This is a genomic window from Kribbella sp. VKM Ac-2569, assembly GCF_004216905.1.
GTDB lineage: Bacteria > Actinomycetota > Actinomycetes > Propionibacteriales > Kribbellaceae > Kribbella.
This window is the reverse complement of the sequence record NZ_SGXJ01000004.1, coordinates 58,110-72,417: the sequence shown is the minus strand read 5'-3', so window position 1 is coordinate 72,417 and position 14,308 is coordinate 58,110. Positions and strand designations below refer to the sequence as shown.

The following is a 14,308-nucleotide window of genomic DNA, read 5'->3' as shown; positions in this document are numbered from 1 at the left end:
TTCAGAGGGATTGACTTGAACATTCATGTCATCAATCACGATACATGAACATTCAAGTCATTGCGTCGATGGCTATGCTGCAGGCATGGGGAAGGAGGCGGCCGAGCCGCGGTGGCTGACAGCCGACGAGCTGGAGACCTGGAAGACGCTGCAGCTGGTCATGGCGCTACTCACGGGGGAGCTTGGCGAGCAGCTGCAACGCGACTCCAACCTGAGTTTCCTGGAGTACTACGTTCTCGCCGGGCTCTCGGACCAGCCTGATCACACGATGCGGCTGAGCCAGCTCGCGATCCTGACCAACTCCGAGCTCTCCCGGCTGTCCCACCTCATCCGCCGCCTGGAGAACCGCGGTCTGGTACGGCGGGAATCCGACCCGGACGACGGCCGCTTCACCAATGCGATCCTCACGTCCGAGGGCCACGCAGAGCTCGTGAAGGCTGCGCCGGGGCATGTCGAACTTGTTCGCCAACTGGTCTTCGACCCGCTGACCGAGACCGACCGCCGTGCTCTGCACAAGGCGATGACGAAGCTCCTCCCGGGACTCCTCGGCGACTGCTAGCGGTTCTTCCAGCGGTCCGCGGAGATGGATTCCTGGGCGAGTAGCCGGAGTGAGGCGATCAGGGTTTCGCCGAGGATGGTGCCGATGACAACTGATTCGGCCAGTTGGTCGCGGGTGGGGTTCGTGGTGACGGCATCGATCTCGAACTGGGTGAAGCGTTCGACCGCGTCGGCGTAGGTGTCGAGGTGGGCGACGAGGTTGTCCTGGCCGAGTGTGCGGAGTGCGGCGACGGTGTCGATGAGCGTGGCGAGCGCGGGTGCCTCGGGGTCGACGGACCAGCCGCGGTCGGCAATCAGGCCGGTGACCTGCGTGGTGGCGGCAGTCCGCGCCTCGTCGGTGGCGGACAGGCGGCGAGTCGGCGTGAGTGCGCGATGGGCGCGGCCGATCTGTTCGTGCAGAGGCTCGGTATCGGAGTCGAGTGACTCGAGGATCTCCTTGACCGTGGCGACCGGGACCTGTGCGAGTTCGATCAGTGCGCGGATCAGGCGGAGCCGGCGGACGTGTGTGTCGCCGTACGACGCCTGGTTCGGGCTGCTGAGTTCGCCGGCGGGTAGCAGGCCTTCGCGCAGGTAGTACTTGATCGTCGGCACCGGGACGTCGGTGGCTTTGCTGAGTTCCCCGATTCGCATCGCTTGCCTTCCTGTTGTCTGTGATGGATAGTATCAGTATCCATAAGCGGATATCTGAACTATCCATAAGGAGGCGAGCCGGATGATCCCGCTCGTACTGATCCTGGGGACCGTCGGCTTCCGGGCCCTGGGCGCGCTCGGCGTCCGGCGGTTCGCGACCTGGCCGCAAGCCGCGGCGCACGCGATGGCGGTGATGCTGCTGCTGACCGCGAGCGCACACTTCGTCCCGGCGAGCGTGACGGTGATGCCCAACCACGCCGACATGGTGCGGATGGTCCCGCCGTTCCTGCCGTACGCCGACGCGCTCGTCTACCTCACCGGCGTACTCGAACTGCTCGGCGCCGCCGGCCTGGTGATCGCCGCGACCCGCATGCTCGCCGGCTACGCGCTGGCCGCACTCTTCGTCGGACTGCTGCCGGCCAACATCCACGCCGCAGTCGCGCAGGTGCCGTTCGCCGGCGGCGAGGCGACCCCGCTCTGGCAGCGCATCCCCGAACAGATCCTGTACCTCGCCGTTGCCCTCTGGGTAGCGCTCACGTCCCGCGCAGCCGCGCCTGTCAAAGAAGAGGTCTACGCATGACCGACGCATCGCGCGTCATCGCCGGCGTCATCCTGCTCACCGTCGTGACGATCGAGTTCGGCGGGTACTTCATGACCAAGATCGTCCGCGGTCAGGTCCCGATGACCGGGTTCCAGAAGTCGTTCGCGCGCGCCGGCCACGCCCACGCCGGCGTCCTCGTGATCTTCAGCCTGGTCGGACTGCTGTACGTCGACCAGACCGGTCTGACCGGCTTCTGGTTGTGGGTCGGCCGGCTCGGGATCCCGGTCGCCGCGATCCTGATGTCCGGCGGCTTCTTCGCCTCGTCCGCCGGCAAGGACCGCACCGCGCCGAATCAGTTCCTCTGGATCCTCTGGGCCGGCGCCACCTCCCTCGCGATCGGCGTCCTGACCCTCGGCATCGGCCTGATTGTTGCCTAGGGGGTGTGTGATGGTTCGACGGCGTGGAACCATCACACACCCCCTAGCGCAACCCGGCGAACGCGTTCGTGAGGCGTTCGCCGGCCTCGGTGATGAGTGCGGCGGTCTCCGGCGTCGCCTGGTCTACGGTGAATGCGCCGAGGTGCGCGATCGCGGCTACTTGCGTCAGCAGCATGCCGGGGGTGTCTGCGCTGAAGCGGACCTTGCAGGACGAAGGGCTGAGCGGTTCGACGATGCCGCGAACGACGCCTTCGAAGGTCGCGGTCACGTCGGAAGCCGGTACGTTGACCGTCAAAACAACCGTGTGCTCGTACTGCGCGGACACGAACGACTCGAGCAGGTACGAGGGCCCGTCCAGCACCCGTGGTGTGAAGCGGTGCAACGCAGGGGTCACAGAAGCGATCCGGTCGACGCGGAAGATCCGCCAGTCGTCGCGCCCGGGGTCGAAGGCGAGCAGGTACCACCGCCACGACAGCGTCAGCAGTTGATGCGGCTCCACCCGGCGTCGCGTCGTACCGCGCTGCCGGCCGTGGTAGTCGAAGGCAACGATCTCGTGGTTCCGGCAGCAGCGCGCGAGTACGGCGAGAACGTCCGGATCGACCTGCGGTACGCCGGGTCGCGGGATCGCCTCCGCTGCCGAACCCACTGCCGCGAGCTGGGGCCGGAGGCGCGCGGGCAGCACCTGCTCCAGCTTGGCCAGCGCGCTCATCGAGCTCTCCGCCATCCCGCTCACACCGCCGCCGGCCGCGCCGACCAGTCCGAGCGCGACGGCGATCGCCTCGTCGTCGTCCAACTGCAGCGGTGGCAGGTGCGTCCCGGAGCCGAGTCGGTATCCGCCCGCGGTGCCAGTCGTGCCGGTCACCGGGTAGTCGAGGGACCGGAGCCGTTCGACGTCCCGCCGTACCGTGCGCTCGGTGACGCCGAGCCGGTCGGCGAGCTCGTGACCGGACCACTCGCGGCGGCTCTGCAGCAGCGACAGCAGCCGCAGCATCCGACCGGGCATCTCCTTGCGAGCACTCATCCACAGATCATGCCTTGAGGACAAGATGTGTCCGCAAGGGTGTCTAACGTGATCTGCATGATGTTGACGACGACTAGTAGGGGATACGACGAGGCGCGGCTCGGGTTCCAGCGGCGGGATGCGCATCGGCCGGCGGCGATCTTTCCGGTGACGAGCGCGGCTGAGGTCGAGGAAGCGGTGCGGTACGCGATCGACCACGACCTGCGGATCGCCGTTCAGGCGGCCGGGCACGGTCTGACGCAGGGGATCGACGGTGGCGTGCTGATCGCGACCGGTGGGTTCAACGGCGTCACGGTCGACGCGGAGCGCAAGACGGCGTGGATCGAAGCGGGCGCGACCTGGCGGGACGTGCTCGACGCGACTGCGCCGTACGGTCTCGCGCCGCTCTCCGGCAGCGCGCCCGGCGTCGGCGCAATCTCGTACACGCTCGGCGGTGGGCTCGGGCTGATGGCGCGACGGTTCGGGTACGCTGCGGATCGCGTCCGCCGGATCGAGGTGGTGACCGCGGACGGCGTACGGCGCAACGCCGAGGAGGACCCGGATCTGTTCTGGGCGCTGCGCGGCGGCGGTGGGAACTTCGGTGTCGTGACGGGGATCGAGGTCGACCTCTTCGACGTGCCCACGCTGTACGGCGGCAGCCTGTACTTCGATCTCGCCGAGCACCCGACGGTGCCCGAGATGTGGCGGGAGTGGACCAGGTCCGTGCCGGAGGAGGTGACGTCGGCGATCGCGATCCTGCCGATGCCGAACATCCCGCAGGTGCCGGCGTCGTTGCGCGGCAAGTACGTCGGGCAGGTGCAGCTCGCGATCCTCGGCGATCGCGGCGAGGAGCTGATCGAACCGCTCCGAGCGATCGGCAAGCCGGCCCTCGACACGGTGGGGGAGCTGCCGTACGTCGACTCGGGGCAGATCTTCGCGGAGCCGGAGCGCCCCGACAGCTACACCTCCCGCAACGCGCTGCTGAAGGACCTCGACGCGCTCGAAACGCTGCCCGAGCTGGCCGGTCCTGGCGCGTCGAGGATGCATGTGATCGGCATCCGGCACCTCGGCGGCGCGCTCGCCAGGCAGCCGGAGATCCCGAACGCGGTCGGTCACCGCGATGCGGCGTACTCGCTGACTGTCCTCACCCCGGGCAAGGGCGACGATGGGCGGGAAGTGCTCGAACCGTGGGCCTCGTCAACCGTTGGCCGCGCCCTCAACTTCACCTTCGCGAAGCTCACCGACGAAGAGGTGGCGGAGGCGTACGACGACCACGAGCGGCTCGTCGCGCTCAGGCGCCGCTACGACCCGACGCGTCGGCTGCACGCGAACCACCAGCTTTAGCGATCAGCTCCTCGACCAACGCGCCCTTGCCGTCGACATAAGCGGTGCGGTCGGTTGTGAGCAGGTGCGCCAGCTCGCGTTTGCGGGCGGCGTATCGCTCGCGATCGGCCGCGTCCGCGCGCAGATGATCGCGCAGCACCACATGGTCCCGATGCGCTTTGTTGCCTTCAACAACGACGTACAGATGGTGGTAATGGACCGCGTCCGGCGGCAGCGCGAACGCTTCCCGGCCAGGGATCCCTTGGTCGCCCTCGTGGCGATAACCAGCGTCCGTGAGCCGTCCGATCACCAGCGGCACCAGCGAGGGAGACGGGACGACGATGTCGACGTCGATGCTCGGCTTCGCCGCCAGCCCGGGTACGGCGGTGCTGCCGACGTGCTCGCAAACGTGCGGGACTTCGGCGAGGTACGGCGTCAGTCGCGCAGAGATGTCTGCGAACCAGAGCGGCCACCGCGGGTCGTAGTCCACAACCTCGGCGGGAACGATCACAGGGCCGCCGTCACGTCGATCTCGACGAGTTGGCCGGTGAAGCCGAGCTGGGCGACGCCGAGCAGGGTGCTTGCGGTCGTGAATGCCGGGGCGAGGGGCGACTCGTTGAGCTGAGTCCACACTGCGCCCAACTCATCGCGATCCGAGCTGGCCACGTAGATCACCGTGCGTACGACGTTTTCCGGCGTGGCACCCGCCGACTTCAGCGCGGTCAGGATGTTCGCGATCACCTGCGCGGTCTGCCCTTGGAGACCGCCCGTTGCCAAGTCACCGGACGCCTGCAACGGGCACTGCCCGGCCAGGTAGATCAAGGTGTCCGCCTGCACCCGCGTCACGTGGTGATACCCAGGCGTCGCATGCAGTCCGTCGGGATTGCTCCGCTCGATCGTCACGCCTCGACCCAACGCGATCCCTCAACTCCGGGTCAACAGATTTAGCACGTACCGCTTCTGCCACGGCGTCTCCACCGCGTGCTTTTCGTAATGCCGTCGTACGTAGTCGACCGCCTGATCCGCGGGCAGCCCGTCCAGTACGGCGAGACACGCGAGCGCTGTCCCGGTCCGCCCCCGGCCGCCGCCGCACGCGAACTCGACCCGCCCGGTCCCGGTCCGCTCCAACGCCTCGCGAAAGGTCGTCAACGCCTGCGGACGATCCACGGGCAGCCGGAAGTCCGGCCACTTGATCCAGTGCGTCTCCCACGGCACGTCCGGCGGCGGCTCCTTGCCGAGCAGGTACACGCCGTACGTCGGAAACGGCTCTGCCGCCGGGCCGTGCCGCAGACCGCGTCCGCGCACGAGCCGACCCGACGGCAGCTCCATCACACCTGGTGCGTCCTTGATCCAAAGGCCCACGAGGCCAAACTACACAAGCCGCTCCTCGGTCGACGTGGAGAAGAGGTGCAGCTTGTCGGGGTCCGGCGCCAGGTAGACGACCGTGCCCTTGTCGTTGTGCAGCCGGGTGCCGACCCGGGCGATGATCTGGTCGCTGGTGTGCTCGGCGGTCCCGTACAGGAACGCGTCCGACCCCAGTTCCTCGATCACCGACACCTTCACCGGCAGACCGTCGTCCGCGAGGTGCAGCGCCTCCGGGCGGACGCCGAGCGTCAGCGTCTTGTCGTCACCGGCCTTCGCCAGTACGTCGCGCGCGATCGGGACCACGTAGTCGCCGACCTTCGCGCCACCCTCGACGATCTCGGCCTCGATCAGGTTCATCGCAGGCGACCCGATGAAGCCGGCGACGAACTTGTTCCGCGGCCGGTCGTACAGGTTCAGCGGGGTGTCGACCTGCTGCAACATGCCATCGCGAAGGACGGCTACCCGGTCGCCCATCGTCATCGCCTCGATCTGGTCGTGGGTGACGTAGACCGTGGTGACGCCGAGCCGGTGCTGCAGCTCAGCGATCTGCGTGCGGGTCTGGACGCGGAGCTTGGCGTCGAGGTTCGACAGCGGCTCGTCCATCAGGAACACCTGCGGGTCACGGACGATCGCGCGGCCCATCGCGACCCGCTGGCGCTGACCACCGGACAGGGCCTTCGGCTTGCGGTCGAGGTACTCCTCCAGACCGAGCAGCTTCGCGGCTTCCTGCACGCGCTGGGCGCGCTCGTCCTTGTGGATGCCCTGCATCTTCAGGGCGAAGCCCATGTTGTCGGCCACCGACATATGCGGGTACAGCGCATAGTTCTGGAACACCATCGCGATGTCGCGTTCCTTCGGCGGGGCGTTGGTGACGTCCCGGTCGCCGATGAAGATCGCTCCCTCGTTCACCTCTTCGAGCCCGGCGAGCATCCGCAGCGCCGTCGACTTCCCGGACCCGGACGGTCCGACGAGCACCATGAACTCGCCGTCGGAGATGTCCAGGTCGAGCTTGTCGACCGCCGCGAGGTCGGTGCCCGGGTAGACCCGGGTGGCTCCCTTGAACGAGACAGTTGCCATGTCGCGCTTCCTTTCCTTCGCCGGCAGGAACGTGCCGGACGATCCGTAGCAAAGGCCCCCAGGTCTTGGGTGTCTGCTTGGTGACGCATCACCGAAGCACCTCGTACAACCACCACCCGCCGACTTACATTCCCGGGTGATGAATGATTGACAAGATTCTTTTTTACGTACAAACTTTTTTGTGTGATGAGAGACGTGATGCATCTGGAGCAGCTCGAGCAGGCCGAGGCCCTGTTCAAGCCGCAGCGGATCGAGGTGCTGCGGCGGCTGGCGGAGCCGGCCACCTGTGGCGACGTGGCCGAGCAGCTCGGCCAGACTCCGCAGCGCGTCTACTACCACGTGAAGCGCCTCGTCGAGGCGGGACTGGTGACCCAGGTGGACGAGCGCAAGGTGCGCGGCATCCGCGAGGGCATCTACCAGGCGACGGCCCGTTCGTACTGGCTGTCCCCGACGCTCGTCGGCCGGATCGGCGGCCTCCGCCGGACCCGCGACGAGCTGAGCCTCGGCTACGTACTGGACCTGATGGAAGAGGTCCAGACCGACATCGCCGCGCTGGATCGGTCGGCTCCGGAGCTGCCGTCCATCGGGGTGTCCGGTGAGATCCGGGTTCCACCGGACCGACGGCGGGAGTTCTTCGAGGACCTGCGCGGCACGCTGCAGGACCTCTTCGAGCGCTACGGCGGCAGTGAGGGCGACGCCTTCAAGCTCGCGGTGGCCTGCTACCCCAAGGGAGACCGAACCAATGACTGAGCCACTTGTCCTGCAAGTGCGCGCCAAGGCCGGCATCGACGACGTCCGGCAGGCGCTGACCGATCCGAAGCCCCTGAACCTCTGGCTCGGCGAGCACTCGACCGTCGACCTGCCCGGCACGTTCGAGTTCTGGGGCCGCTACATCCCCGAGGGCGACGCGCCGCACCAGCGAGTCCTCGGGTACGACGAAAGCACGCTGACGCTGGCGTGGACGCTCGGCGGCGAGGAGACCACCACCGAGATCACGCTGACACCCGACGGCGACGACGCCACGGTGGTCAAGCTGTCGCAGACCGGCTTCGACTTCGCGGACGCGATCAGCGGCGCGAACATCCGCGGCGTACTGCAGACCTTCTGGTCACTGGCGCTCGCGAACCTCGTCGACCAGCTCGAGGGGCGTGAGCTCACCACCAGGCCGGACTTCACCTCGCCGGTCTTCGCGGGCGAGGCGCTGATCGACGCGCCGGTCGCGCAGGTGTACTCGTCGCTGACCGACTCCGAGAAGGCCTCGGCCTGGTTCGGGTACCCGGTCGAGATCGACCTCCGGAAGGGCGGCCGGTTCGCGATGGGCGGGTTCGACGCCGGCCCGGGCGTGGAGATCGTCGACCTGGTCGAGGGCCAGAAGATGTCGATGGACTGGGGTCCGGCCGGGATCAGCACCTGGGAGCTCGCCGAGTCCGACGGGAAGACCCGGCTCACCTTCGTGATGAGCGGGTTCGACGAGTCCAACCCGCCGTACGGCGCCTGGCTCGGCTGGCTCAGCGGTGTCGCCGCCCTCCGCCGGTTCAACGAACTGCCGGACTGGAAGATCTGGGCCACCTAGAAGTACGGACCTTCCGGGCGGGTCGAGTCGCCGATCAGATCGAGCAGGGCGGTCACCGCTCTGCTCGGTCGCCGTCCGGCGATCGTCACCACGGACAACGTCCAGGTGAGCTCGGCACCGGTGATCGCCAGCTTGGCGACGCCAGGCTCCTCGGCCAGCTCGAGATCTGGTACGACGCCGACGCCGAGACCGGCCCGAACGTAGTCCGGGATCGTGGTCAGTTCCGGCACCTCGACCTGGATCCGCCGGGGCATCCCGATCGTGTCGAAGGCCCGGTCGACCATCTTCCGGTTCCCGAAGCCCGCCGGCATGTCCACGAACCGTTCGGTGGCGAGCTCGTCGAGTCCGATGCCGGTGCGCGCGGCGAGCGGATGCGACGACGGGACGAGCGCCACGAACGGAACCGTGGCGATGTCGCGGACCTCAAGGCCGGACAACTCGGGACGCGGCAGCCCGAGCAACGCGATGTCCAGACGACCGTGCCGTACGTCGTCCGCGAGGCCGGTGGATCCGGTCGGCGAGGTCGCGACCTGCACCTCGACCAGCGGGTACTTGCGATGGAACGCGCCGAGCAGCTCGGCCATGTTCACCAGGCTGAGCCGGGCCAGCGTCCCGATCCGGATGCTGCCGCGCAAGCCCGACGACGCCTCCTCGACCGCTGCCCGCGCGCGGTCCAACGCCTCCAGCGCGGCCTTCGCCTCGGGCAGCAACGCCTGACCGGCCGCCGACAGCACGACGCGCCGGGTCGAGCGATCGAACAGGGTGGTCTTCAGGTCGGTCTCGAGAGCGCGTACGGCGGCAGAGACCGTGGACTGCACCGTGAACAGCCGGTGCGCTGCGCGGGTGAAGCTCAGTTCCTCGGCGACGGCGACGAAGTACTCCAGCTGGCGACTGTCCACAGGCCCAATTATCGAGTTTGGCGATAAGAGCGTGCAAGAACTTTCGTTGGACTCGATAGATGGAGCGCGGCACGCTGGAAACATGTCCACCATGACGTCTTCGCGGGCCGGCGCACGGATCCGGTTCGCTCATGCTCCGGGGTTCTGGGTGATCGCGGCGGCCTTCCTCACCACGATGGCCTTCTCGACGATCCCGACGCCGCTCTATGCGATCTACCAGCAGCGCGACGGCTTCCCGACGTACGTGATCACGGTGATCTTCGCCAGCTACGCGGTCGGGGTGATGGCGTCGCTGTACCTGGCGGGGCATGTCAGTGACTGGCTCGGGCGGCGGCGGGTCGCTTTGCTCGCCGTACTCGCTGAGGCGTTGTCGGCGGCGATCTTCCTGATCTGGCCGGACGTGCCCGGGTTGCTGCTGGCTCGGTTCATCTGCGGTGTCGGCGTCGGGGTACTGACAGCGACCGCGACAGCGCATCTGTCCGAGTTGCGGCAGGTCGCGCGTCCCGGTGAGGACCCGAGCCGGTCCGCGCTGATCTCGAGCATGGTGAACCTCGGCGGGCTGGCGTTCGGTCCGCTCGTGGGTGGACTGCTGGCGCAGTACGTGTCGTCGCCGTTGGAGCGTCCGTACGAGATCTTCCTGGTGCTGCTGCTGATCAGCGCGGTGGGGATCGCGCTGGTGCCGGAGACCGTAGAGCGGTTGGAGGAGCGTCCGGCGTACCGGCCGCAGCGGGTGGCGCTGCCCTCGTCCGCCCGTCCGCTCTTCTTCGCGTCCGCGATCGGTGCCTTCGCGGCGTTCGCGATCTTCGGTCTCTTCACCTCGCTGGCGCCGACGTTCCTGGCCGGCGTCCTGCACCACACGTCTCGCCTGCTCGCCGGGGTCGTTACCTTCGCCGTCTTCATCGCCGGCGCCGCGAGCCAGGCCGTCTTCGTCCGCCTCTCCCGCCCGGCTCAGCTCCGCCTCGGACTGGTCGCCATGTCCGTCGGTCTGGTGGGCGTCGCGGTCGGCGGTCTCATTCCCAACCTGTACCTCTTCGTCATCGGCGGGATCATCGCCGGCGCCGGCGTGGGCCTCGTCTTCCGCGGCGCCGTCGCAACCGCAGCGTCGCTCGCGGACCCGTCGTCCCGCGGTGAGGTCCTGGCCGCCCTCTTCCTGATCGCGTACGCCGGACTCGCGATCCCGGTCCTCGCGATCGGCCTGGGTATCGCGCTCCTCCCGGCCCAGGTCGCACTGCTGCTCTTCTCGGCGCTGATCCTGATCCTGGTGAACGCCGCCGTAATCCGGATGCTGGCCGCCCAGCGCGGATGATGTGATGCGGGTGTGGACCTGGAACGCGACTACGGACTGACTGTCTCCTCGCTGGAGCCGCACCCTGGCGGCTTCGCCACCGACGGCTGGGTGGCGGACGGCCGGTGGTTCGTGAAGGTGTGGAAGGAAGGCGAGGAGCCATCGGGGCTCTCGCAGTTGGCGGAGTTGCACGCTCTCGGGCTGCCAGTGGTGGAGCCGTTGCGGACGCTGCAGGGTGAGCTGTCCGCGAAGAACGTCGCTGTTTTCCCCTATATCGAAGGGCGTACGGCGGCCTGGAGCGATCGGCGTGCGGTGGCCCGGGCGTTGCGGCAGGTGCATGAGGCGCCGCTGCGGGTGACACTGCCGCCCGCCGACGTCAGCGAGCCCCACATCCGGACCTTGGGGCGGAACCTCCAGCATCCGTGGATCGCGGATCGGGCGGACGTGGTGGCTGCGGCGATCGCGCGGTTGGACGACGTACGAACGCGGCTCAAGCCGGTGCGCGACGTCCTGTGTCACACGGACCTTCACGGGTTGAACGTCTTGATCGACAACCACGGTGAGGTGGCGGCGATCCTCGACTGGGAGAACGCCGTGATCGGGCCCCGTGAGTACGACGTGTGGGTCGGGGCCGACGGTGATCGGCTGGCGGAGTTCCTCGACGAGTACGGCGCCGACGACCTGGACGTCGACCACCTCGAGTTCGCGCTCCTCGCCCGCGGCCTGCGGGACATGTCCGCCCGGGTGATGTTCGAGGTCGATCGACCCGGTGTGGACACGTGGGGTTTCGACCGGATCGCCCGTGTGGACAGCGACCTCGAGGTGTTCCGCCCGTACTGCAGCTAGGCGGCTGCGCCCGGGCCGGGGAGGATGTCGATGTCGTCGGCGTGCATCGGCTTGCCGCAGTGGGCGCAGGCGAGGTCGACGTGGCTGATCTCCCCGCAGGCGTGGTGCCGGTAGAGGACCGGCGGTCCGGCCTGGCCGGCGAGCCATTTGTCGCCCCAGGCAACCATCACCATCAGGACGTCGAGCAGTTCGCGGCCGCGGTCGGTCAGCACGTACTCGTACCGCGGCCGCTGGTCGTACGGTCGGCGCTCCAGCACGCCACGGTCGACCAGGTGGTTCAGCCGCTCGGTGAGCACCTTGCGGGAGATCCCGAGATCCGCCTGGAGTTGCTCGAACCGCGAGAACCCGACCCAGATGTCACGCAGGATCAACGGCGACCACGGCTCGCCGATCACGTCCAGCGTGCGCGCGATCGAGCAGGCCATCTCACTGAAGTTCGTTCGCTGCATGACACCAGTCTAGCGTTTGGGGTTCCCTAAAGGAACTCCAACATGTTAGCGTTCCTTCAAGGAACCCCAAGGGAAGGTGAACACGATGAGCAAGGTGGTCTGCGCCCTCTCCGTCTCGGTCGACGGGTACATCACCGGACGCGGTTCCGGTCCGGATCACGGGCTTGGCGACGCGCCGATGCTGTTCGACTGGTACTTCGACGGTGACACCCCGAGCCAGGTGTTCGACGGCTTCAAGCTGAGCGCACCGAGCGCACGGATCTTCGACGCGCTCGCCGGCCGGGTCGGCGCGATGGTCGCCGGGCACAAGACGTACGACGACTCGGGCCACTTCGGCGGCGGCAGCCCGCACCCGAAGGCTTCCCTGGTTGTCGTGAGTCACGGTCCGGTGGCGGAGATCAGCGAACGGCAGACGCTCGCCAACACCATCGAGGACGCGATCGCCGCGGCGCGTGAGCTGGCCGGCGGGAAGGATGTCGGCCTGATGGGCGGCGGTGTCGCGACCGCGGCACTCCAGGCGGGTCTCGTCGACGAGCTCGTGCTGCATCAGGTGCCGATCCTGCTCGGCGGCGGCCGGCCGTTCTTCCAGGAGCTTCCGGAGCACGTACGTCTGAACCTGATCGAGGCCGTCCCCGCGCCCGGCGTCACCCACCTCCACTACGAGATCGTCCGCTGAAGGAGCACAGCCATGTTGAAGCCCGCCGTACGTAGCGCCGTCGAGAGCACCTCCATCGCCCACCTGGCCACCGTCCTGCCGGACGGGTCGCCGCACTCCATCCCGCTCTGGGTGAGCTCGCTCGACGACAAGATCATCTTCCTGACCGGCCCGACCTCGCAGAAGGCCCGCAACCTCCGTCGCGATCCCCGCGTAGCGCTGTCCCTCGCCCCGGTCGACAACCCGTACGAGCCGGTCATCGTCCGCGGCCGCGTCGTCGAATGGATCGACGGCGACGCCGGCTGGGAGCTCGTCGACCAGATCGCCCAGAAGTACATCGGCCAGCCCTACGGCCGCGACGTGGAGCGCGTCGTCGGCGTCATCGAGGTGGACCACCAGACGGTCGGCGTCAGCTGACCTTAGGATGCGCGCATGGGTGTGACTGTGACGGTTGGGGAGCAGGACGCTTATCTCGCGCGGGTCGGGCGGGCAGGCATGTTGCTGCTGCCGATGATCACCGGGATCGGTGAGCAGATCCGGGAGTGGGCCGACGAGCTGGCCGGGGAAGGGATCACCGCGCTGGCGTGGGATCCGTTCAAAGGGCGCAGTACGGACAACGCCACCCGGGAAGAGCTCAGCGGGATCCTGCGGGAGATGGACGACGACACCGCTCTCGCCGAGCAGAGCGCGTTGCTGGACTACCTGTTCGACGACCTCGGGTGCAACAAGGTCGGCGTCATCGGATGGTGCCTCGGGGGACGGTTCGCCTTCCTTCTCGGGGCGCGCGACCAGCGGGTGGCGAACGTCGTCGCCTTCCACCCGACCGTGCCGTCGAACCGGCCGCCGCATCACACGTACGACGCGATTGCCGAGGCCGCTGGGGTTACGGCGCCGGTGCTGGTGAGCTACCCGAGCGCGGATGCCGCCGTACCGAATGCGGACTTCGAAACCTTGCAGACCGTGTTGCAGGCGCGGACCGCCGGCGCGACGTTCGCGCAGTACTTCCCCGGTGCGGACCACGGGTTCTCGGACAAGTCGCGGCACGACAAGGACGTCAACGCGGACGCGTTCCGGCTGGCGTGGCCGCAGGCGCTCGCGTTCATGAAGTCGACGGTCGCCTGAGCTCAGCTTCTAGTTGGCGGTGCAGTTCGCCGAGCCGACTGCGGCCGGGAGCGCCGTCGGGATAGCGCGCGAGGACCTCGCGGACCATCGGTGGGACACGTTCGACTGCCCACCGGATGACCGCATCGGCCGCCGCCGGATCTCCGGTCGCCAGCTCCTGCGCGTACGCCGCATACTGCGCCGCCGCGACGATGTGCTTCACCTGAGTGGCCGCCGCGAACGGATGCAGGTACGCCGAACCAGCGGCACCGACTGCTGCCCGCGCAGCTGCCTCCGCGGCCGGATCGTCCATCTCGCCGGCCGCCTTGAGCGCCGCCCACGCGGCGGTCCGGATCGCCTTCGTTCGCTTGCCTCCGGCCCCGAACTTGCGGGCCGCCTCGATCGCTTCCCGCGCCCGCCGATCGCCCGGCACCGCCGCCTCGAACAGTGGCAGTGCCTGCTCCGCGCAATCGGCTGTCCACAGGCTCAGCTGCCGTAGCTCGTCGAGATTCAGCGGGATTTCTTCATGACCCATGAGCCTCAATCGTATCGTTGAACCTGCCGGTTGA

General features: G+C 68.1%; 20 protein-coding genes. 11 read left to right on the top strand and 9 right to left on the bottom strand.

The annotated features are described in order from the left end of the window. Window positions 1–85: 85 nt before the first annotated feature. Window positions 86–559: a MarR family transcriptional regulator gene (locus tag EV649_RS26760; protein WP_130386383.1), complete on the top strand. Its 474-nt coding sequence runs from the start codon at window positions 86–88 to the stop codon at window positions 557–559. On the opposite strand, the gene EV649_RS26755 is transcribed toward EV649_RS26760, so the two are convergent. Beyond that, window positions 556–1,188, bottom strand: a complete 633-nt coding sequence (locus tag EV649_RS26755) for a MerR family transcriptional regulator (RefSeq protein ID WP_130386382.1) — start codon at window positions 1,186–1,188, stop codon at window positions 556–558. The two genes, EV649_RS26760 and EV649_RS26755, sit on opposite strands and share 4 nt — an antisense overlap. An 82-nt stretch (window positions 1,189–1,270) precedes the next feature. Here EV649_RS26755 and EV649_RS26750 point away from each other — a divergent pair, with 82 nt between their 5' ends. Next, window positions 1,271–1,768, top strand: coding sequence for a hypothetical protein (locus EV649_RS26750; protein ID WP_130386381.1), 498 nt, complete (start codon window positions 1,271–1,273; stop codon window positions 1,766–1,768). Next, window positions 1,765–2,166, top strand: coding sequence for a hypothetical protein (locus EV649_RS26745; RefSeq protein WP_130386380.1), 402 nt, complete (start codon window positions 1,765–1,767; stop codon window positions 2,164–2,166). The genes EV649_RS26750 and EV649_RS26745 overlap by 4 nt, the downstream gene beginning before the upstream one ends. A gap of 43 nt (window positions 2,167–2,209) precedes the next feature. On the opposite strand, the gene EV649_RS26740 is transcribed toward EV649_RS26745, so the two are convergent. Then, on the bottom strand, window positions 2,210–3,187 hold the full coding sequence (locus EV649_RS26740; protein WP_130386379.1) for a WYL domain-containing protein: 978 nt from the start codon (window positions 3,185–3,187) through the stop codon (window positions 2,210–2,212). Window positions 3,188–3,244: 57 nt separating this feature from the next. Between EV649_RS26740 and EV649_RS26735 the strand changes: the two genes are divergently transcribed. Then, complete coding sequence (locus EV649_RS26735) at window positions 3,245–4,510, top strand: FAD-binding oxidoreductase (protein WP_130386378.1); 1,266 nt, start codon at window positions 3,245–3,247, stop codon at window positions 4,508–4,510. Here EV649_RS26735 and EV649_RS26730 read toward each other — a convergent pair. From EV649_RS26730 to ugpC, 4 genes are read right to left on the bottom strand one after another with little or no spacing between them, the layout of a single operon-like run. Further along, the gene (locus EV649_RS26730) at window positions 4,458–5,000 is read right to left on the bottom strand and encodes a GrpB family protein (protein ID WP_157996324.1); all 543 of its coding nucleotides are present in this window, start codon (window positions 4,998–5,000) and stop codon (window positions 4,458–4,460) included. The two genes, EV649_RS26735 and EV649_RS26730, sit on opposite strands and share 53 nt — an antisense overlap. Further along, window positions 4,997–5,392: a RidA family protein gene (locus tag EV649_RS26725; protein WP_130386376.1), complete on the bottom strand. Its 396-nt coding sequence runs from the start codon at window positions 5,390–5,392 to the stop codon at window positions 4,997–4,999. The genes EV649_RS26730 and EV649_RS26725 overlap by 4 nt, the downstream gene beginning before the upstream one ends. A gap of 21 nt (window positions 5,393–5,413) precedes the next feature. Further along, a complete protein-coding gene (locus EV649_RS26720) occupies window positions 5,414–5,851 on the bottom strand; it encodes a protein-tyrosine phosphatase family protein (protein ID WP_241998711.1) in 438 nt (145 codons plus the stop codon). A 9-nt stretch (window positions 5,852–5,860) separates the two neighbouring features. Continuing rightward, entirely contained in the window at window positions 5,861–6,931 is a 1,071-nt protein-coding gene (gene ugpC / locus EV649_RS26715; protein WP_130386375.1) for a sn-glycerol-3-phosphate ABC transporter ATP-binding protein UgpC, read from the bottom strand. 186 nt (window positions 6,932–7,117) lie between these two features. Here ugpC and EV649_RS26710 point away from each other — a divergent pair, with 186 nt between their 5' ends. Together EV649_RS26710 and EV649_RS26705 are read left to right on the top strand one after the other, a co-directional pair. Continuing rightward, the gene (locus EV649_RS26710) at window positions 7,118–7,681 is read left to right on the top strand and encodes a helix-turn-helix domain-containing protein (protein WP_130387133.1); all 564 of its coding nucleotides are present in this window, start codon (window positions 7,118–7,120) and stop codon (window positions 7,679–7,681) included. Then, window positions 7,674–8,504 carry an SRPBCC family protein gene (locus EV649_RS26705; protein WP_130386374.1) on the top strand — a complete coding sequence of 277 codons (831 nt, stop codon included), beginning with the start codon at window positions 7,674–7,676 and terminating at the stop codon, window positions 8,502–8,504. Before EV649_RS26710 ends, EV649_RS26705 begins: the two co-directional genes overlap by 8 nt. Here the strand turns inward: EV649_RS26705 and EV649_RS26700 are convergent. Further along, on the bottom strand, window positions 8,501–9,403 hold the full coding sequence (locus tag EV649_RS26700) for a LysR family transcriptional regulator (RefSeq protein WP_130386373.1): 903 nt from the start codon (window positions 9,401–9,403) through the stop codon (window positions 8,501–8,503). The genes EV649_RS26705 and EV649_RS26700 overlap by 4 nt on opposite strands. An 82-nt stretch (window positions 9,404–9,485) precedes the next feature. Between EV649_RS26700 and EV649_RS26695 the strand changes: the two genes are divergently transcribed. Further along, window positions 9,486–10,709, top strand: coding sequence for an MFS transporter (locus EV649_RS26695; RefSeq protein ID WP_130386372.1), 1,224 nt, complete (start codon window positions 9,486–9,488; stop codon window positions 10,707–10,709). A 12-nt stretch (window positions 10,710–10,721) separates the two neighbouring features. Further along, complete coding sequence (locus EV649_RS26690; protein ID WP_130386371.1) at window positions 10,722–11,534, top strand: phosphotransferase; 813 nt, start codon at window positions 10,722–10,724, stop codon at window positions 11,532–11,534. On the opposite strand, the gene EV649_RS26685 is transcribed toward EV649_RS26690, so the two are convergent. Further along, complete coding sequence (locus tag EV649_RS26685) at window positions 11,531–11,983, bottom strand: helix-turn-helix domain-containing protein (RefSeq protein WP_130386370.1); 453 nt, start codon at window positions 11,981–11,983, stop codon at window positions 11,531–11,533. The genes EV649_RS26690 and EV649_RS26685 overlap by 4 nt on opposite strands. Window positions 11,984–12,068: 85 nt before the next feature. Here EV649_RS26685 and EV649_RS26680 point away from each other — a divergent pair, with 85 nt between their 5' ends. Genes EV649_RS26680 through EV649_RS26670 form a run of 3 tightly spaced genes read left to right on the top strand, consistent with a single transcriptional unit; the run spans window position 12,069 to window position 13,760 of the window. Then, on the top strand, window positions 12,069–12,659 hold the full coding sequence (locus EV649_RS26680) for a dihydrofolate reductase family protein (protein WP_130386369.1): 591 nt from the start codon (window positions 12,069–12,071) through the stop codon (window positions 12,657–12,659). A 12-nt stretch (window positions 12,660–12,671) separates the two neighbouring features. After that, on the top strand, window positions 12,672–13,055 hold the full coding sequence (locus EV649_RS26675; RefSeq protein WP_130386368.1) for a TIGR03618 family F420-dependent PPOX class oxidoreductase: 384 nt from the start codon (window positions 12,672–12,674) through the stop codon (window positions 13,053–13,055). 15 nt (window positions 13,056–13,070) lie between these two features. Beyond that, a complete protein-coding gene (locus tag EV649_RS26670; protein ID WP_130386367.1) occupies window positions 13,071–13,760 on the top strand; it encodes a dienelactone hydrolase family protein in 690 nt (229 codons plus the stop codon). On the opposite strand, the gene EV649_RS26665 is transcribed toward EV649_RS26670, so the two are convergent. Next, a complete protein-coding gene (locus EV649_RS26665) occupies window positions 13,738–14,274 on the bottom strand; it encodes a putative immunity protein (protein WP_130386366.1) in 537 nt (178 codons plus the stop codon). The two genes, EV649_RS26670 and EV649_RS26665, sit on opposite strands and share 23 nt — an antisense overlap. Between the last annotated feature and the right edge of the window lie 34 nt (window positions 14,275–14,308).